Source organism: Oerskovia sp. Root918 (assembly GCF_001428945.1).
GTDB classification, from domain to species: Bacteria; Actinomycetota; Actinomycetes; order Actinomycetales; family Cellulomonadaceae; genus Oerskovia; species Oerskovia enterophila.
Map to the genome: position 1 here is coordinate 119,273 of NZ_LMJG01000017.1, position 17,546 is coordinate 136,818.

At 74.0% G+C, this 17,546-nt stretch carries 17 protein-coding genes; 7 read left to right on the top strand and 10 right to left on the bottom strand.

The genetic code is table 11. The annotated features are described in order from the left end of the window. Window positions 1-31: 31 nt before the first annotated feature. Window positions 32-2,083, bottom strand: a complete 2,052-nt coding sequence (locus ASE27_RS18870; RefSeq protein WP_157257714.1) for a hypothetical protein — start codon at window positions 2,081-2,083, stop codon at window positions 32-34. A gap of 228 nt (window positions 2,084-2,311) precedes the next feature. Further along, the gene (locus ASE27_RS18875; RefSeq protein WP_056654305.1) at window positions 2,312-3,715 is read right to left on the bottom strand and encodes an FAD-binding oxidoreductase; all 1,404 of its coding nucleotides are present in this window, start codon (window positions 3,713-3,715) and stop codon (window positions 2,312-2,314) included. Between the two features lie 190 nt (window positions 3,716-3,905). Here ASE27_RS18875 and ASE27_RS18880 point away from each other — a divergent pair, with 190 nt between their 5' ends. After that, a complete protein-coding gene (locus ASE27_RS18880; protein ID WP_056654308.1) occupies window positions 3,906-4,388 on the top strand; it encodes an Lrp/AsnC family transcriptional regulator in 483 nt (160 codons plus the stop codon). On the opposite strand, the gene ASE27_RS18885 is transcribed toward ASE27_RS18880, so the two are convergent. The 4 genes from ASE27_RS18885 to ASE27_RS18900 form a co-directional block, all read right to left on the bottom strand. Next, window positions 4,373-4,981, bottom strand: a complete 609-nt coding sequence (locus ASE27_RS18885) for a TetR/AcrR family transcriptional regulator (RefSeq protein WP_056654311.1) — start codon at window positions 4,979-4,981, stop codon at window positions 4,373-4,375. The two genes, ASE27_RS18880 and ASE27_RS18885, sit on opposite strands and share 16 nt — an antisense overlap. A 51-nt stretch (window positions 4,982-5,032) precedes the next feature. Continuing rightward, window positions 5,033-5,743: an ABC transporter ATP-binding protein gene (locus ASE27_RS18890; RefSeq protein WP_056654314.1), complete on the bottom strand. Its 711-nt coding sequence runs from the start codon at window positions 5,741-5,743 to the stop codon at window positions 5,033-5,035. Further along, the gene (locus tag ASE27_RS18895; RefSeq protein WP_056654316.1) at window positions 5,740-6,879 is read right to left on the bottom strand and encodes an ABC transporter permease; all 1,140 of its coding nucleotides are present in this window, start codon (window positions 6,877-6,879) and stop codon (window positions 5,740-5,742) included. Before ASE27_RS18895 ends, ASE27_RS18890 begins: the two co-directional genes overlap by 4 nt. Before the next feature lie 103 nt (window positions 6,880-6,982). Beyond that, window positions 6,983-7,984: an NAD-dependent epimerase/dehydratase family protein gene (locus tag ASE27_RS18900; protein WP_056654319.1), complete on the bottom strand. Its 1,002-nt coding sequence runs from the start codon at window positions 7,982-7,984 to the stop codon at window positions 6,983-6,985. Between the two features lie 156 nt (window positions 7,985-8,140). Here ASE27_RS18900 and ASE27_RS18905 point away from each other — a divergent pair, with 156 nt between their 5' ends. After that, complete coding sequence (locus ASE27_RS18905) at window positions 8,141-9,328, top strand: SLC13 family permease (RefSeq protein ID WP_056654417.1); 1,188 nt, start codon at window positions 8,141-8,143, stop codon at window positions 9,326-9,328. Window positions 9,329-9,348: 20 nt separating this feature from the next. On the opposite strand, the gene ASE27_RS18910 is transcribed toward ASE27_RS18905, so the two are convergent. After that, on the bottom strand, window positions 9,349-10,023 hold the full coding sequence (locus ASE27_RS18910) for a hypothetical protein (RefSeq protein ID WP_056654322.1): 675 nt from the start codon (window positions 10,021-10,023) through the stop codon (window positions 9,349-9,351). A 228-nt stretch (window positions 10,024-10,251) separates the two neighbouring features. Between ASE27_RS18910 and ASE27_RS18915 the strand changes: the two genes are divergently transcribed. From ASE27_RS18915 to ASE27_RS18930, 4 genes are all read left to right on the top strand, one after another. Beyond that, entirely contained in the window at window positions 10,252-10,587 is a 336-nt protein-coding gene (locus ASE27_RS18915) for a YnfA family protein (protein ID WP_056654325.1), read from the top strand. Between the two features lie 290 nt (window positions 10,588-10,877). Continuing rightward, window positions 10,878-12,083 (top strand): LLM class flavin-dependent oxidoreductase, encoded by a 1,206-nt coding sequence (locus ASE27_RS18920; RefSeq protein WP_056654328.1) that lies wholly within the window; start codon window positions 10,878-10,880, stop codon window positions 12,081-12,083. A 164-nt stretch (window positions 12,084-12,247) separates the two neighbouring features. Beyond that, the gene (locus ASE27_RS18925; RefSeq protein WP_056654331.1) at window positions 12,248-12,871 is read left to right on the top strand and encodes an FMN reductase; all 624 of its coding nucleotides are present in this window, start codon (window positions 12,248-12,250) and stop codon (window positions 12,869-12,871) included. A gap of 120 nt (window positions 12,872-12,991) precedes the next feature. After that, window positions 12,992-13,498 carry a DoxX family membrane protein gene (locus ASE27_RS18930; RefSeq protein ID WP_056654333.1) on the top strand — a complete coding sequence of 169 codons (507 nt, stop codon included), beginning with the start codon at window positions 12,992-12,994 and terminating at the stop codon, window positions 13,496-13,498. 69 nt (window positions 13,499-13,567) lie between these two features. On the opposite strand, the gene ASE27_RS18935 is transcribed toward ASE27_RS18930, so the two are convergent. Together ASE27_RS18935 and ASE27_RS18940 are read right to left on the bottom strand one after the other, a co-directional pair. Next, entirely contained in the window at window positions 13,568-14,527 is a 960-nt protein-coding gene (locus tag ASE27_RS18935; protein WP_200955983.1) for a hypothetical protein, read from the bottom strand. Next, window positions 14,524-15,045, bottom strand: a complete 522-nt coding sequence (locus ASE27_RS18940) for a hypothetical protein (protein WP_056654336.1) — start codon at window positions 15,043-15,045, stop codon at window positions 14,524-14,526. Before ASE27_RS18940 ends, ASE27_RS18935 begins: the two co-directional genes overlap by 4 nt. A 190-nt stretch (window positions 15,046-15,235) precedes the next feature. Here ASE27_RS18940 and ASE27_RS18945 point away from each other — a divergent pair, with 190 nt between their 5' ends. Beyond that, window positions 15,236-16,621 carry an ion channel protein gene (locus tag ASE27_RS18945; RefSeq protein ID WP_056654339.1) on the top strand — a complete coding sequence of 462 codons (1,386 nt, stop codon included), beginning with the start codon at window positions 15,236-15,238 and terminating at the stop codon, window positions 16,619-16,621. 46 nt (window positions 16,622-16,667) lie between these two features. Here the strand turns inward: ASE27_RS18945 and ASE27_RS18950 are convergent, their stop codons facing one another. Next, window positions 16,668-17,489 (bottom strand): M15 family metallopeptidase, encoded by an 822-nt coding sequence (locus ASE27_RS18950; RefSeq protein ID WP_162259246.1) that lies wholly within the window; start codon window positions 17,487-17,489, stop codon window positions 16,668-16,670. Window positions 17,490-17,546: the final 57 nt, after the last annotated feature.

The window sequence follows — 17,546 nt, forward strand, 5'->3', positions numbered from 1 at the left end:
GGCGATCCAGGGGCGTCTACTCACTTCTCGCTCAGTTCTCGGCGGCCGGACCGTCCGGTGGCGCCGGGCGCGGTTCGGCGCTGGCCGGTTCGTCGGAGACGGTCACGAGGTGCGAGAAGAACGGGTCCCGTCGAGCGGCCGAGACGTAGTGTCCGGGCTGCTTGGTGAAGGCGCGGTCCAACCACGACTGCACACGCGCGACGGCGGCCGGTCTGGTCGGCGCGTCGGCGTTGCGCGGCACGACGGTGGCCGCGACGCAGGCGATGCCGTAGTCGACCCATCCGGGGAGGACGTCCGGGTAGGCGGTCTCCCAGCTCGGGTAGATGGCCACGAGCTGTTTCCGGACGTCGGTCAGGAACTCAGCCGGACCGGGATCGACGTGCCCTCGACGCATGAGCTCCGAGTGCCGTTGGACGTTGTGCCCGGTCCGTCGGATGGCCGTCCACCGGGACCGTCGCGGCGTGGTCTCGCGAAGCTCGACCGCAGCCTTCCTGGTGGAGTCCAACGCTGCGCCCAGGTGCTGCCGGACCTCGTTCGTGTCGTCGACGACCGACCAGTTGAGGACGGTGATCGCCCGGTTGTAGCTGGCCCGCATGACTGTCGCACGGCATCGGACGACCTCCCTCCACCAGTGGTCGCGCATGGTCGGACGGACGTGAGGCGCGCCGCCGAGGAGTTCCGCGAGCCGTGCGGACGCCGCGTGCTCCACGCCGTGGAGCGCCTCGAGCCGCGCCCGCCAGTCCTGCGGGGCGACGGCCGGATCCTCGCCCTCCCTCCGGAGGTCGAGGACCGCGAGGTTGAGCCGGGCAGCGAGCATCGCGGGATCTGCGGCGCGCGCCCGGAGCAGAGCCTGGCGGGCGGTCCCCTTGTCTCCGGCGGCGAGGAGCGCGGCCGAGTCGGCGAAATGGAGGACCGCGACCTCGGACCTCGTCCCGAGCACGGCGACCCGGTGGCGTCGCTCGGTGGTCTGGAACGCGATCCAGACGGCGGCCTGTGGCAGCAGGCCGAGATACGTCGCCCGGTCGACGGGCGCGGCGTCGTCCAGGGGGCGGAGCGTCCGGGTCTCGATGAGCCTGCCGGACCGCTTCCTGATCGAGACCGTCACGCCGACCTTCCCGCCCTCGTCGTGCAGGAGAGCCGAGACGTGACGCACGCGCAGGCGTCGGAACCACGTCCAGAACTCCACGACGGCCTTGAAGCCCGACGGCATCCCGTCGATGTCGGGGAGCGTGAGGTCGGTGTCCGGGCCTGTCGAGATCCGCATGGCGGGTGTCGACTCGGCGAGGTCGTCGAGCCGGCGCGGGAGCATCTCGGCCCATGCCTGGGCGACGTCGTCGGCCTTCCCCGCGGTCACGGCCTGGGTCGCGGGGTCGATCCGGTAGGGCGGGCGACGGACCCAGGTCCACAGCACCAGGTAGATCAGGGCGAGCCCCGCGACGCACCAGGCCCCGACCGTGAGCCACGTCCTGCCGTCCTCGTCCCACCAGTCCACGACGGTCTCCGGGGGGCTCGGGGCCAGCAGGTCCTGCAGTGCCTGGTCGAGGTCCTCCGGTTCCACCTTGCCCTCCTTGACCGCCGTGAGGAGCAGCTCGCGGGCCTCGGCGCGATGCCCCAGGTCGACGAGCCGGGCAGCGGCCACGGCGGTGCCGGCTGGCGGGGCCTCGGATCCCGGGTCCGAGGTCAGTCCGTCGAACGCAGCGGTCGAGCCGAGGTCGAGCGCGAGCGCCTGGGCGTAGGAGGTGTCGGCAGCGACGCGGAGCTCGGCTGCCGCCTCGGTGTCGGTCGCGACGCGGCCTGCCTCGGCGTCCAGCCCCTGTGCCCGACGCAGGAGCACCGCAGCCTCGGCGACCGATTCCTCGGCCTCGGCCAGGACGGTGGCCTCGCAGGCAGCCCCACCCGCGGCCTCGACCTGGGCCGCGGCGACGAGCGCTGCGCTCGGACGATGGGAGGTCGCGAGCTCGATCACGTCCTGGCACGAGGGCGGCGGCGACTCGTCGACGGTGGCCTGGGCGCTCGCGGCGAGCGGGAGCACGGCGCCGAGGGCAAGGGCAGAGAGGAGCGGGAGAGCTGATCGAGCACGCATGTCGGCCACCTCGTCGTGGTTGCGCCGTGCCGTCGCCCGGCGGACCTGCTGGTCCTGCCCCTGAGAGGAGAGAGGTCGGCCCGGCCGCGGACGTGGCAGAACGGAGGCGCGCGAGCGGGTGAATTCGTGACTGCCGCTCTCGCCGAGAAGTGAGCAGATGCCCCTGATCCGGGCGATCCAGGGGCGTCTACTCACTTCTCGGCGGCCAGCCGCCCACGCCCGCCCACCTCACCGCAGCGGGTCGAACGCCCTGATCTCCTGCGGAACCGTCCCGGTCACGATCTGCTCGGCGAGCAGCTTCCCCGTCGCGGGCCCGAGCACGATGCCCCACATCCCGTGCCCGCCCGCGACGTACACGCCGGGCGCCCGGGTCGCCCCGACCAGCGGCAGCCCGTCGGGGGTCACGGGCCGGGAGCCGACCCACTCGTCGTGCCGGTCGTCGAGGTCGACTCCCTGGAACAGGTCGCGCACCGACGCGAGGATCGCGTCGATGCGCCGCGGCTGGAACGGCTCGTCGGGGCCCCGGAACTCCATGGTCCCCGCGATGCGGAACCGCCCCTGGTACGGCGTGCACGCGACGCGGCGCGACGGCAGGTAGATCGGCTGCTCGACCGGCACGTCGGTCTTGACCGTGAACGAGTAGCCGCGCCCGGCCTGGACGAGCGTGCGCACGCCGAGCGGCCGCGCGAGCCCGGGCAGCCAGGCGCCGGTCGCGAGGACCGCGACGTCGGCGACCACGGGGTCCTGCCCGTCCACGAGCACCTGCACGCCGCGCCCCGCCTGGGCACGCAGCCCGGTGACGGTCGCGTCGGTCACGATGCGCCCGCCGCGCGCGCGGACCGCGTCGCCCAGCGCGCCGACGAACGGTCCGGGCTCGATGAACCGCTGGCCCTCGAGGGCGTAGACCGCGCGCACGCGGTCGGTGAGCTGCGCAGGACGCCCGACGGCGCCGCTCACCTCGGGTGCTCGGCCCCGGTCCGGGGACGTCGAGGAGGAGGCGTGCCCGACGGCGCCGCTCGCCCCGTGCGCTCGAGCCACGCCCGGGTGCGACGGACCGGAGAGGTGCGCGGCGCCGTCGGGCCGGTCGATGCGCCGCAGCGGGACCACCTGCCCCGCAGCCTCGACCTGGGCGATCTCGTGGAGGAACGGCGCGGCCTGCCTCTCGTCCTCGAACCCGATCACGAACGGACCGGGCGTCGAGCGGGCGGCGACGCCGTGCGCGCTGAGCTCGTCGAACGCGTCGAGCGCGAGCCGGTCGATCGGGGTGAGCGCCGCCATGGCGCGGTCCCACGCGCGCGGGGTCGCGTGCGCCGCGAACCGGGCGAGGAACGACCACAACCGCGGGTCGAGCCGTGCAGGGATGTGCAGGGGCGCGGCCGGGTCGAGCAGCGCCTTGGGGGCGTAGGTCCACAGCGTGGGGTCGGCGAGCGGCATGGCCATGCCGGGCGTGAGCCAGCCGGCGTTGCCCCACGACGAGCCTGCGGCGACGCCCTCGCGGTCGAGGACCGTGACGTCGACGCCGCGCTCCTGCAGGTGCCAGGCGGTCGCGAGACCCACCATGCCGGCGCCGACGACGACTGCCGTGCGGGGGGTGCGTGCACCGGTGGTGGAGGTGCGAGAAGGGGTGGCCATCGGGGCTCCTTTGCCCTGGGACGATTTCGACCCGGCCTCGAGGATGCTGAGGCCGGGTCGTGGGAGACGGGTTGCGCCTCACGGTCAATGTTGGAGGGATCTTCGGTACGGTTCAAGGTGGGCGGTCGGATCTTCTGGAACGGATCTGTCCGGCGAACATCCTTCTGTCCTGTGGAGCGAAAGGGCGAGCATGCCGAACGAAATTCGGGCCGGTGCGGGCCACGTCCAGGCCGCGGTCCTCGACGAGACCGACCGGCGCATCCTCGCGCTCCTCGAGGCCGACGCGCGGGCCACGAACAAGGCCGTCGCGGACGCCGTGGGGATCGCGCCGTCGACGTGCCACACGCGCATCCGCTCGCTCCAGGAGCGCGGCGTCATCCAGGGGTTCCGCACCGAGGTGGACCCGGCAGCCATGGGGCGCAGCCTCCAGGCGCTCATCGCGATCCGCCTGCACTCGCACGCCCGCTCGGGGCTCACGGCGTTCCGCGACTACCTCGCGGGGCTGCCGAACGTCGAGGGCATCTACTTCGTGACGGGGGACCGTGACTTCATGGTGCACGTCGCGGTGCGCGACTCGTCGGCGCTGCGGGACCTGGTCGCGAGCACGCTGAGCGTGCGCCCCGAGGTCGCGGGCACGAGCACGACGCTCATCTTCGACTACCTGAAGCCGTGAGCGTCCCCTCGCTCGTGGACCAGGCGGTCGAGGAACGGTTCGACGAGCTCTTCGACGCTGCTCCACACGTCGTCGAGCCGGGTGCCGGACTCGATCATGCGTGAGGCGGAGTTCACCACCGCGTTGATCAGTTCCGCCGAGCGGGCGACGTCCCGGGTCCCGAGCGCCTGCAAGGCGTCACTCAGCGGCCGTACGAGCTCGTCGTGCATGGCACGAGAGCCTTCCATCACGGCGTTCGGCGGGCTGACGGTCGCGAGGGCCGTCGCGAGGGCGTGCTCGCCCTGGGCGACGAGCTCGAGGTTCGCTCGGAGGTAGGCGACGACGCGGCCGCGGTCGTCAGGAGCAGCGTCCATGGCCCGTGCGACGGTCGCCGACCACCTCGGGAAGACGTCCTCGACCATGGCGAGCAGCAGGTCGTCCGCGGAGCGGAAGTACTGGTAGAGGCTGGGGCGGGCGAGGCCCGCGCGTTCGGCGAGCGCCGCGAACGTCGGCGGTCGGCCTGTCTCGGCAAGGATCGACCGTGCGGCGTCGAGGAGCACTCGCATCTGCGCCGCACGGTGCTCGGCGACGGTCGGGGCGCTGATGCGGGGCACGGTTCTCCTCACGGCGGCTTCCCTGCCCCGCCCGGGGCAGGGAAGCGTGGATCAAGCGCTCAGTCTCCCATCCTCCATGTGGACGACGCGGTCGCAGTGCTCGAGCACGTCGTGGTCGTGGGTCACCATGACGGTCGCGACACCGTGGTCGTGGGTCTCGGCCGCGAGCAGCCGGACCACCTCGTGGCTGCGCGCGCGGTCGAGTGCCGCCGTGGGCTCGTCGACGAGGAGCAGCGCGGGGGCCGTGACGAGAGCGCGCGCGATCCCTACGCGCTGGCGCTCACCACCCGAGAGCTCGTGGGGTCGTCGGTCGGCCTTGTGCCCCATGCCCACCTGCTCGAGCAGGGTCAGGGGGTCGCGTCCGCGGTTCTTCCCGCCCGAGACGTGGAGCGCGAACCGGAGCTGGTCGAGGGCGGTCAGCGCGGGCAGGAGGTTGCCGGACTGGAACACGAAGCCGATCCGCTCGCGTCGGAGCGCGGCCTGGCCGGCCGAGGGCATCGCCGAGACGTCGGTGCCGTCGATGCGGACAGAGCCCGAGGTCGGCCGGGTCAACGCACCGGCGACCGCCAGCAGGCTGGACTTGCCCGCGCCCGAGGGGCCCAGGACGGCGAGCAGCTCTCCTGGGGCGACCGTGAGGTGCACGTGGTCGAGCGCGGTGACGGTCGAGTCGCCGTCGCCGAGGGTCAGGGTCACGCCGTCGATCTCGAGCCCGGCCCGGGTGGCGGTCGAGGTGCTCGAGACCTGCTGGGTGGGGTGCGTCATCGTTGGCCTCCGAGAGCCGTCAGGGGATCGACGTGGGCGATGCGGCCGACCGAGGCAGCGGCGCCCGCGAGGCCGAGCCCGACGAGCAGCACCGCGGCGAGCGCGAGGGGCCCGGCCTCGAGGGCGAACGGCATGGGGGTCGACGTGAGCAGCGCGCCGAAGCCCACGCCCGCGCCCATGCCGATCGCGGTGGACACCACGAGGAGCACCGCCGCCTGGCCGAGGGCGTCGCGCACGAGGTACGACGTCGAGGCACCCATGGCGCGGGCAACCGCGATCTCGTGCTTGCGCTGGATGGTCCAGACCGTGAAGAACGCACCGACGACGAGGGCCGAGATCGCGTAGAGGAAGACCTGGATGAGGTTGAGCGTGAGCGTCTCGGCCGCATAGCCCGGTGACCCGTCGAAGGACTCCGTGAGCGAGACGGCAGCGGTGCCTGCGGCCGCGTCACCGGCCGCGAGGTCGAGGTCGGCGCCGTCGACGGGGGCGAGCGCGACGGCGGTCGCCTCGTCGTACGCCTCGGGTCGCACCTCGGCGGCGTCGGTCGCGCCGGCGTGGATCTCCTGCCAGGTCGCCAGGGGGATGTAGGCGACGTCGACGTGCCCGAACGTGTGCTGCCCGTCGAGCACGCCGACGATCGTGAGCTCGGTGCCCAGCCGTTCGATCGTCACGGTGTCCCCGATACCCAGGCCCAGGTCGCCCACTGTCTCGCTGACGACGATCCCGTGCGGGTCCCCGAGGGTCTCCCCGGTGGCCAGGTCGGTCGTGGACGGCGCGACGAACGACCCTGGCTCGACGCCGAAGAGTGCCAGGTCGACGGCCTCGCCGCCGGGGCCCTCGGCGTTGACGAGCTGGTTGCCGAACAGTGCTGCGTCGGCGACGTCGTCGCGGGCGGCCCAGCGCTCGGCCTGCTCGCGGTCGACCGTGCTGCGGGAGAACGCCGAGTCGACGGAGGTGTCCGCGCCGAACGCGAAGGCCGCGACGGGGAGCTTCTTGAGGCCCGACACGCCGTCGTTGACGAGTCCCGAGGACAGGCCCGACAAGAGGACGACGAGCACGGACACGAGCGCGACGACACCCCCCATCAGGGCAAATCGTGAGCGCGCGAACGACAGCTCGCGCCACGCGAGAAACATGGTGCTCCTTCCGGGTCGACACGGGTTGCCGACGCCTTGTCGGTAAGGATACCAACGTGGCGTCGGCAACTGGTGCCGCTCCGGGGTCTCTGCGCCGAAGCCGTCAGAGCGCGAGCGCCCGCGCCTCCTTGTCCGGGTCGAGCCCCACCCGGGGGCGGTCCGCGCGCTGGGGAGCGGCGCCGTCGGGCTGGGTCTGCAACCAGGCCCACGTGTCCGCGACCGTCTCCTCGACGGGCCGGTTGCGCAGTCCCGCCGCGACCGCGCGCGACACGTCGCCGCGGTGCAGGGTGTCGTGCAGCTCGCCCGGCGGGAGCCAGACGGGCAGCTCGGTCCAGGGCGCGATGCCCGCGGCCTCGATCACGTCGGGCGCGGTCCAGCGCAGCTCGGCGTCGGAGCCCGTCGCGGCCACGCACGCGTCGAGCAGCTCGCCCATGGTCGCGTGCCCGCTGGGGCTCACGACGTTGAACGGCCCGCTCAGGCCCTGCTCGGTCGCGTCGAGCACGAACGCCGCGAGGTCGCGCGCGTCGACGTACTGCAGGGGCAGCTCGCGCGGCCCCGGGGCGAGCACGGTCCCGCCGCGCGCGACGCGCTGCAACCACCACGGCAGGCGCCCGACGTTCTCCCACGGCCCCAGGACCAGGCCCGCCCGCGCGAGGATCGCGCGGTGCCCGAACGACTCCTCGACGGCCAGCTCGCCGCCGCGCTTGGCGCGCGCGTAGTCGACGTCGGCGCCGTCGTCGGGCGAGGCCTCCACGAGGGGCGCGTCCTCGCCGAGGCCCGCGCCCGTCGGGTACGTGTAGACCGACCGGCTCGACACGTAAACGTACCGGCCCACGTGGTCGTCGAGCAGGCGCGCGGCGTCGCGCACCGCGCTCGGCGCCCACGACCACGTGTCGACCGCGACGTCCCACTCGCCCTCGGCCAGGGCGTCCAGGCCCCCGACGGCGGAGCGATCGCCGCGCAGGTCCCGCACCCCGGGCGGGGCGTCGCGCGTGCCCCGGTGGAACATGGTGACGTCCCAGCCGCGGGCCAGGGCGTCGTCGACGACCGCCCGACCCACGAACTCCGTCCCGCCCAGCACCAGCAACCGCGTCGCGTCCGTCATACCTCCGACTCTGCCCGCTGTGCACCCGGGACGAAAGCCAGCGACGCCCACGGCAGACGGCTGGGCGCGTGCGATAGTGACCGAGCCGCTCGTCGGGTAGCGGGGGCCCGCGTGCGCGGGCTGGGCGAGTGGCTGGGTACCGGGACGGAGGAGCGCATGGTCGGTCGCCGCGTGCGGGTGCCGCTGTGGGCGGTCGCCGTCGCGCTGGCCGCGCTGGTCGTCGCCGTGGGGTGGCTCCCGCTCGACGCGGCCGAGGAGCTCGCCGAACGGGTCGGGCCGATCCTGCTGTTCCTCGTCGCGATCACCGTCGTCGCGGAGATGTGCGCTGCCGCGGGCCTGTTCGACGCCGCAGCCTCCTGGGCGGTCCTGCTCGCCCGAGGGAGTCGGCTGCGACTGTGGGGCCTCGTGGTCCTGCTCGCGTGCGTGTGCACGATCGTGCTCTCGCTCGACACCACCGCCGTGCTCGTCACGCCCGTGGTCCTGACCCTCGCGCGACGTACGGGGAGCAGGCCGCTGCCCTTCGCGCTCACGGTCCTCGCGCTCGCCAACACCGCGTCCTTGCTGCTGCCCGTCTCCAACCTGACGAACCTGCTCGCGGCCCACCGCTACGCGCGGCTCGAGCCCGGCACCTCGTACACCGCGACGATGTGGCTGCCCGCCCTGGTCGTGATCGCCGTGACGGTCCTCTACCTGCTCGTGGCCCACCACCGGGACCTGCGCGGGACGTTCGAGGCATCCGCGCCGACCGCCGAGCGAGACCCCGTGCTCCTGCCGCTCGCCGCCCTGGTGACGGTCGCGCTCGGGGTGTGCTTCGCCGTCGGGCTGCCCGTGGCGGTCGTCGCCCTGGGAGGGGCCGGCGTGCTGCTCACCGTGACGCTCGTGCGGCGGCGCGACCTCGTGGCCCCCGTCGGGGAGCTCGTGCCGTGGCGGACCGTGCTGGTCGTCGCGTCGCTCTTCGTGGCGGTCGAGGCCTGGCAGGTCCACGGGCTCGGCGACCTGCTCGCCCGGTTCGCGGGGACCGGGACCGGGACCGGGGACCTGCTGCAGGTCGCCGGGGCGGGAGCGGTCGCGGCCAACGCGGTCAACAACCTGCCCGCCTACCTCGCGCTCGAACCTGCTGCGGCGGGCGACCCGGCGCGGCTCGCGGCGCTCCTCGTCGGGGTCGATGCCGGCCCGCTCGTCACGCCGTGGGCCTCGGTCGCGACCGTGCTCTGGTGGGTCCAGTGCTCACGCCACTGGATGGGCTTCCGCGAGGTCGGCTGGTGGCCGCTCGTGCGCCAGGGACTCGTCCTCGCGCCTCTCGCCGTGGTCGCCGGGACGCTCGCGGTCGCCGCGGTCGCGTAGGCCGGTCCGCGCGTGGGCCCTCAGGCCCGCACGCCGATCCACAGGGTCCCGTGCGGCTCGAGCTCGACGCTGCGGTGCTCGACGAACCCGATCGAGCGCATCCCCTCGACGCGCGCCGGGTCGACGATCGCGGTGAACAAGGGGCCCTCGACCGGTGAGCCGTCCGGGGAGTGCCGGGCGCTCGCGGGCGCGTCGACGAGCCGGCGCAGCGTGTCGACCCGCTCCGCGCCCTCGATGTCGGGCGCCACGGCCGACGCGACGAGGACGAGGCGCGGGCGGACGGCGTCGAGCGCGTCGGCGATCGCGGACTGCGCGATGCCGAGCGCCTGACGGGTCGCGACGCGGACCGGCTCGTCGTCGGCCGGCTCGTCGAGCGGGTCGACGCCGACCTCGCGGACCAGGACCTCGCGGAGCTCGTCCTCGAACGCGGGGACCTCGGGCGGCAGCCACACGGTCGTGGCCAGGAGACCGTCAGCGTCCTCGGCGACCCAGATCTCGCCCTGCTCGAGGATCCCGTGGCCCAGGACCAGGCGCGTCGCGGACGAGAGCTGCTCGGGGTCGACCGGGGTGTCGGGGCGCCCGTCGCCGTCGAGGTCGACCACGGGGTGGTCGGTCGTGAGCAGCCGGGCGACGCCGGGCACGTCGATGAATCGGGCGCGACGGACGGTCGCAGCGGGGTGCGTGGTGTCGGGCATCGGGTCTCCGGTCCTCGGGGAGATGGGGGCTCGTGCCAGTCTGGCCCGGGTCCCTGGGAGGGGGCTGTGCAGAACGTCAGGGGCGGGGGCCTTCTGGGGAGGCCCGGCGGTGACCCGCCGCGGCGCCCCCGCGGCGCCCTCGCGGCGCCCGGCGCGCGCGATGATGTGGTGCGCCGCACGGCGCCGCCGCTGCGGTCCCGCTGCACCCGTCCGTCCCGAGGAGACCACATGACCGTCCTGCGCTCGATCCTGCTCTTCGGCGCCGCTGCGCTCTTCGAGATCGGTGGCGCGTGGCTGATCTGGCAGGGCGTCCGCGAGCACAAGGGGTGGGTCTGGATCGGGGCGGGAATCGTCGCGCTGGGGCTCTACGGGTTCTTCGCGACGCTCCAGCCCGACGCGAGCTTCGGGCGGATCCTCGCGGCGTACGGGGGAGTGTTCGTCGCGGGCTCGCTGGTGTGGGGCATGGCGGTCGACGGCTTCCGGCCCGACCGCTGGGACGTGACCGGTGCGCTGCTGTGCCTCGTGGGCGTCGCGGTCATCATGTACGCGCCACGACCGGCGTAGGGGACGTCCGCCAGGCGCTCTCGCCCGGTGTGTGGGGTCCTGCCTGCCCGACGCCGGAGCGCACCCGAGCGCCCCGGGTGCGCTCCGGCGTCGGGCGCGCGCGGACACCCGATCCGTTGTCAGAGCTGGGCCGGGGCATACCCCGGCCCCGTTCTGACAACTGGTCGACGACGAGTCCGCAGCGCGTGACCCACGACACCTCGATCTCCGGGGAATAACCCGGGCACCCTCCCGGTTCTCCTCCAAGTACATGCAAATGCATCAACTTGTAGGACGAGGGAGCAACCCCCATGCAGTTCGGAATCTTCACCGTCGGCGACGTCACCACCGACCCCGTCACCGGTCGCACGCCCAACGACACCGAGCGCGTGCGGTCCATGCTCACCATCGCCAAGCACGCGGACGAGGCCGGCCTCGACGTGTTCGCCACGGGTGAGCACCACAACCCCCCGTTCGTCCCGTCGTCCCCCACGACGATGCTCGGCTACCTCGCCGGGCAGACGAAGAACATCATCCTGTCGACCTCCACGACGCTCATCACCACGAACGACCCGGTGAAGATCGCCGAGGACTACGCGATGCTCCAGGTCATCTCGGACGGTCGCATGGACCTCATGATGGGCCGCGGCAACACCGGCCCCGTCTACCCGTGGTTCGGCAAGGACATCCGTGAGGGCGTCAACCTCGCGATCGAGAACTACGCGCTGCTGCGCCGCCTCTGGGAGGAGGAGGTCGTGGACTGGCAGGGCAAGTACCGCACGCCCCTCCAGGGCTTCACGGCCACGCCGCGCCCGCTCGACGGCGTCGCGCCCTTCGTGTGGCACGGCTCGATCCGTACCCCGGAGATCGCCGAGCAGGCCGCCTACTACGGTGACGGCTTCTTCCACAACAACATCTTCTGGCCCATCAGCCACACCCAGCAGATGGTCCGGTACTACCGTCAGCGCTTCGAGCACTACGGCCACGGCCAGGCCGACCAGGCGATCGTCGGGCTCGGCGGCCAGGTCTTCATGCGCAAGAACTCCCAGGACGCCGTGCGCGAGTTCCGGCCCTACTTCGACAACGCGCCCGTCTACGGGCACGGCCCGTCGCTCGAGGACTTCTCCGCGCAGACCCCGCTGACCGTGGGCAGCCCGCAGGAGGTCATCGACCGCTACGGCGCCATGCGCGAGCACGTCGGCGACTACCAGCGTCAGCTCTTCCTCATGGACCACGCGGGCCTGCCGCTCAAGACGGTCCTCGAGCAGATCGACCTGCTGGCCGGCGAGGTCGTCCCCGTGCTCCGCAAGGAGATGGAGGCCAAGCGCCCCGCCCACGTCCCGAGCGACCCGCCGAGCCACGCCCAGCGCGTCGCGAAGGCACGCGCCGAGGGCAAGATCGCGGAGCAGGTCGTCGCGGCCGCCGACCACTGGACGGGCAAGACCGCAGAGGACGACATCCAGGCGGCAGAGGCTGCCGAGGGTACGTCCCGCAAGGGCTCCGCGTTCGGACTCTGACCGACCACCCGCCCGGGGAGACCCGGGCGGCCGGGCCGCCCTTGTGGCCAGGGGCGGCCCGGCTCCCAGCACCACCCGGCAGGCCACGAGAGCACCATGCACCACCCGCCGCACGCACCGTGCGGCACACTCGAAGAACCCTCACGAACCAGGAGCACCACCTCATGACCGCTCGCCAGATCGTCGCGATCTCCGCCGGCCTCGGCCAGCCGTCCTCGACCCGCCTGCTCGCCGACCGTCTCTCCGCCGCGACCGTGGCCGAGCTCGGCGACCTGGGCGTGACCGCCGAGGTCACGACGGTCGAGCTGCGCGACGTCGCCCACGCCATCACCGACGCGATGCTCACGGGCTTCGCGAGCGGCGACCTCGCCGAGGTGATCGAGAAGGTCACGGGCGCCGACGCGCTCGTCCTGGTCACCCCGCTGTTCACGACCACGTACTCGGGGCTCTTCAAGTCCTTCGTCGACATCCTCGACAAGGACTCGCTCCAGGGCATGCCGGTGCTGCTGGGCGCCACGGGCGGCACGTCGCGCCACTCGCTGGCCGTCGAGTACTCGATGCGCCCGCTGTTCACGTACCTGCACGCGGACGTCGCGACGACGTCGGTCTTCGCGGCCACGGACGACTGGGCCGCCGAAGGCGACAGCACGCACGACGCCGGCCCGCTCCCGGCCCGCATCCGCAAGGCGGCCAAGGAGCTCGCGGGCACGGTCGCGGCCCGCGACCCGCGCACCACGACGGGCATGTTCGACGGCGTGCCCTCGTTCGCGCAGATGTTCGGCCAGTAGCCGGGCCGACCGGGTGAAACGCGGTGTGACCCGCATCACTCACCCGGTGCAGGGTCTCCTTCTGGATGTGCGCCCGACGACGAGGCGCCGGAACCCCTCCACATCCAGAAAGGCACGTCCATGTCCACCCTCTCCGTCGACGGCCAGGCGATCTCCCGCCGTGGCTCCGTCTCCACCCACCTGAGCGGCGCCGTCGACGCCCTCGCTCGTGTCCTGACCCGCTGGTCCGTCCCGGCGCTGCGCGTCGCCCTGGGCCTGGTCTTCCTGGGCTTCGGGGTCCTGAAGCTCTTCCCCGGGGCCAGCCCGGCCGAGGTCGTCGCCGAGCGCACGATCGACACCCTGACCCTCGGCCTGGTCCACGGCCCGGTCGCGGTGATCGGCACGGCGGTCGTCGAGTGCTTCATCGGGATCACGCTCGTCACGGGATACCTGCTGCGCGCGGGGCTCGTGGTCATGGCCGGCGCGTTCGTGGGCATCCTCGCCCCGACGGTCCTGTTCTTCGACGAGCTGTTCGGCTCGGGCATGACGCTCCTGGGGCAGTACGTGCTCAAGGACGTCGTCCTGGTCGCCGCGGCGACGGTCGTCGGGGCCTACGCCCTCGGGGCACGGCTGCGCCGTGCCGGCTGAACGCCCCACCGATCCAGGAGCACCACCAGAAGCACCACCGCCCGCAGCACGAGAAGCGGCTGACGGGGGTCACGGACGCACCGTGGCCCCCGTCAGCCGCTTCTCGTCGTCGGGCGCCCCGTCGGGCACGTCCGGGTCGGCGCCCCCGGCCCCGAGCACACCACGCAGCAGCCGCCGGTCGGGCCGCAGCGCGAGCGGCACCGCGACCGCGGCCGCCGTCAGGACCCATGCCGAGTAGTCCAGCCCGAGGAATGCCCAGATGCTGCCGTGCATCGCGGCGACCGCGAGCACGAACGGGATCCGCGCGACCCGGATCGCGAGCCACACGGGAGCCGTGAGCTCGAGCGCGAGCGCCCCGCCCGCGAGCGCCTGCGTGAGCACGGGCTGGTCCGCGACGGTCTGGACCCACCGTGTGCCGAACGGGGACCCGCCGGCTCCCTGGCGCAGCACCCAGGACATGTTGTCGCTGAAGACCCACTCGGTGCCGCTGTGCCGCAGCTTCTGCGCGCCGGTCAGGAAGTACACCGTGGCGAGGGTCGCGAGTGCCGCACGCGGCGGCCATCCCCAGGCGGGGGCCCGCGGCGCGGTGTGCGCGGGGCGGGGCGGATCGGCGGCGAACAGCAGCGCGACCGCGACCGTGACGGTCAGGACGTCGTTGTGCAGCACCTTGCCCGAGCTGCCCCACAGGGCGGCGAGAGCGGTGTACGCGCACCACGCGAGCACCAGGCCGGCGCGCCCCCTGCGGCGCACGACGACGAGCGCGACGCCCACGAGCCCCGCGACCTGGACCATGACGAGCAGCCACGCGGGCGGGGGCAGGGTCAGCCAGCCCATGACGTTGCCGTGGTCGGTGAGCGCCGCGGGGCGCCGGGTGATCGCGGTCCAGTCGCGCGTGGCCAGGCGCAGCCCGATCACGAGCGCGAGCAGCGTGCGGACCTCGACCAGCCGGTACGCGGGGCCGGGGGCGAGCAGCGCCCGGTCGACGGCGAGCGCGGCCCGGCGCAGCGACGACCCTGCGGCGCCGCTCACGGCGTGACCTCCAGGACGGTCTCGCGCGACCGCTCGACCCACTCGTCGGCCCCCGCGGGCAGGGTGCGCTCGGTGCGCTCGAGCCGCACCGAGCGCACGGTCCGGGGGTCGATCCCGGCCAGCCCCAGCCAGGCCGTCACCATCTCGTGGCGCCTGCCGGGAGTGGCCGCCGCGAGGTCCTGGTACTGGCGGGTCGTGGTGGTGAGGGGGCCGACGCGGTCGCCCGGCTGCACGACGACGTCCCCCTCGGCGGTCGCGGCCACGAGGTCGAGGCTCACCGTCGTGCCCGTGCGCACCTCGCTGAAGAGCCGGTACGCCGTGAGCGGCCACAGCTCGGCCTCGGCGGCTGCGGTGAACAGGAGAGCGAGGACGAGCCCGTAGGTCACGAGGCGTGCGCGGCGCCGGTCGATCGACGGGGCGACGGGGGCGGCCGCAGCGCGGGTGGCCGCGTCGGGCCAGGGCGCGGCCCAGGCGGGCCGGCGGCTCTGCGCGGTGCGCGCGTCGTTGCGGAGGGTCACGTCTCGACCCTCCCAAGGGGAGGGGGTGGGGACATCGGCCCGACGGCGGCTCGCGCCCCGACCCCAGGGTGCGGTCCGCGCGGGGTGAGTTCAGCCCGGGGGCTGATGCGCCGTCGTCGGGCCTCCTCGACGCCGTCCTGGCCATGGTCCTCCCCGGGCGCGCTCGCGCCCTGCGTGCCACGCTGGGCGCATGCCCGACCGGGACGACGACGCGTCAGCCACGCCCTCCGGGACGTCCGCTGCCCCCACCCCGCCCGGCGCCCCCGCGCTCCGCACGCTGCTCGAGCTCTCGCTCCCGGCCGTGCTGATCGGGATCGTCGCGGCGGTCGTGCTCAGGGCGCTCGACGAGGCGTCCGCAGCGGTCGAGGACGTCCTGTGGACCGACCTGCCGGGCGCGCTGGGCGTGGATCCCGACGCGCGCTGGTGGATCTTCATCATGCTGACCGGGGCGGGCCTGCTCGTGGGGCTCGTCGTGTGGCTCGTGCCGGGGCACGGCGGGCGGGACTCGGCGACGACCGAGCTCATCGCGCCGCCGCTGCCGCTGCGGGTCCTGCCGAGCCTCGTGGTCGTCACGGTCCTGGGGCTGGCCGGCGGCGTGAGCCTGGGCCCGGAGAACCCGATCATCGCGATCAACACCGCGCTGCTCGTGGCCGTCGTCGCGCGGCTGTGGCCCAAGGTCCCCACGGACCTCGTCGTGATGCTCGCGGCGTCGGCGACGATCGGCGCGCTGTTCGGCACCCCCGTCGCGGCCGCGCTCGTGTTCACGGGGGTCGTCGCGGGCTTCCGCAGCGGCGGCCCGCTGTTCGACCGGTTGTTCCTGCCGCTCGTCTCGGCGGGTGCGGGCGCCATCACCATGGACGCGTTCGGGCGGCCGTTCGCCGCGATGGACCTGCCCGACCTCGGTGTCCCGGACATCGGCGACGTGGGCACGTCGCTCCTGATCGCGACCGCCGCGGCGGGCCTCGCGCTGCTCGGGGTCGTCGCGTTCCCGCACGTGCACCGGTTCTTCCACTCGATGCGCAACCCCGTGCTCTACGTGACGCTCGGCGGCGTGGTGCTGGGCGTCCTGGGGGCGATCGGCGGGCCGCTCACGCTGTTCAAGGGGTCCGAGCAGTCCTTCGAGCTCGTCCAGCAGCGTGCCGACTTCTCGACGTGGAACCTCGTGCTCATCTTCGCGATCAAGCTCGTGGCGCTCGTGATCGCCGCGGCCGCGGGGTTCCGGGGTGGCCGGATCTTCCCCGCGGTGTTCATCGGGGTCGCGGCCGGGGTCGTGGTCAACGCGGCGCTGCCGGGCGTCCCCCTGGGGCTCGCGATCGCGAGCGGGGTGCTCGGGGTCGTGCTCGCGGTGGGACGCGACGGGTGGGTCGCGCTGTTCGTCGCGGTCGCAGTCGTGGGCGACGTGGGCGTCCTGCCGCTGCTGTGCATCGCGATCCTGCCCGTGTGGCTCCTGGTGCGCAGCGCGCCCGAGATGCTGGCCGCCCCCGAGCCACCGACCGCGGTCGCGGCCGGCGGGTCCACGCCGACCGGCGAGGGGCGCCCCGCGCCCACCGACGGGCCCCGTCCCGACGCCTCCTGACCGGGCCGGGTCCGGACACGCCGCGCACCGACCGTGCCGGGCCGCGTCACTCCCAGCCCACGCGCGAGTCCTCGTGCATCTCGGGGCACGTCCCGCCGGGCTCGATGACCGCCTCGAAGTGCCACATCTCGTTCGCGTAGGTCCGGCACAGGCCCAGGTCCGCGCCGTGCTCGCCGAGCCACAGGGCGCCGTCGGTCGCCCCGACGTCGATCGCCGTGCCCGCCACGTGCGCCGAGGCCTCGGGCGGCAGGACCCACCGCTTGGCCTCCTCGAGCGAGCCGCGCTTGCGGACCACGTCCTCGACGACCTGCGCCTGCTCCTCGGCCGACCGCCACCCGGAGACGAGGGTCAGCTCGATCCCGTCCTCGGCCGCGAGCGCCTGCGCCTGCTCGAACCGGCGGAGCAGCTCGGGGTCGAGGCCGGTCGCGGGAGCCTCGGCCCGCGACCCGTCCGCCTCCCCGGTCGTGCCCGGCGCCGCCCCTGCGCCAGGGCCGACCCCGGAGACGGCCCCGGACGACAGGGCGTCGGGGGCCAGGAGCCGGTACGCCGAGACCCCGCACGCGACGAGCGCGGCGACGACCACGGCGGCGTACACGCGGTCCGCGGGAGTCCGGCGTCGACGGGCCGAGCCCGCCGACGAGCGACCGGACGGCCAGGTACGACCGGGTCGTGCGCGCCCGCCCCGGGCGGACGGGCGCGAGGACGCCGCGGGCGGGTCGGGCACGAGCGTGTCGAAGGCCGGCACGGGGTCGGTCGGCGCCGTCGGCGAAGGACCTGACGGCACAGCGCTCGTCGGTGCAGCAGCGGCCGGCGGCACGGGCCGGGAGCCGGCGGGGAAAGAGGGCGGGGGAGGGACGTCGAAGGTCATGTCTCGACCCTCGCCGCGCGGCCCTGCCCGGGGCATCGCCCCCCGGGGCCGTCCTCG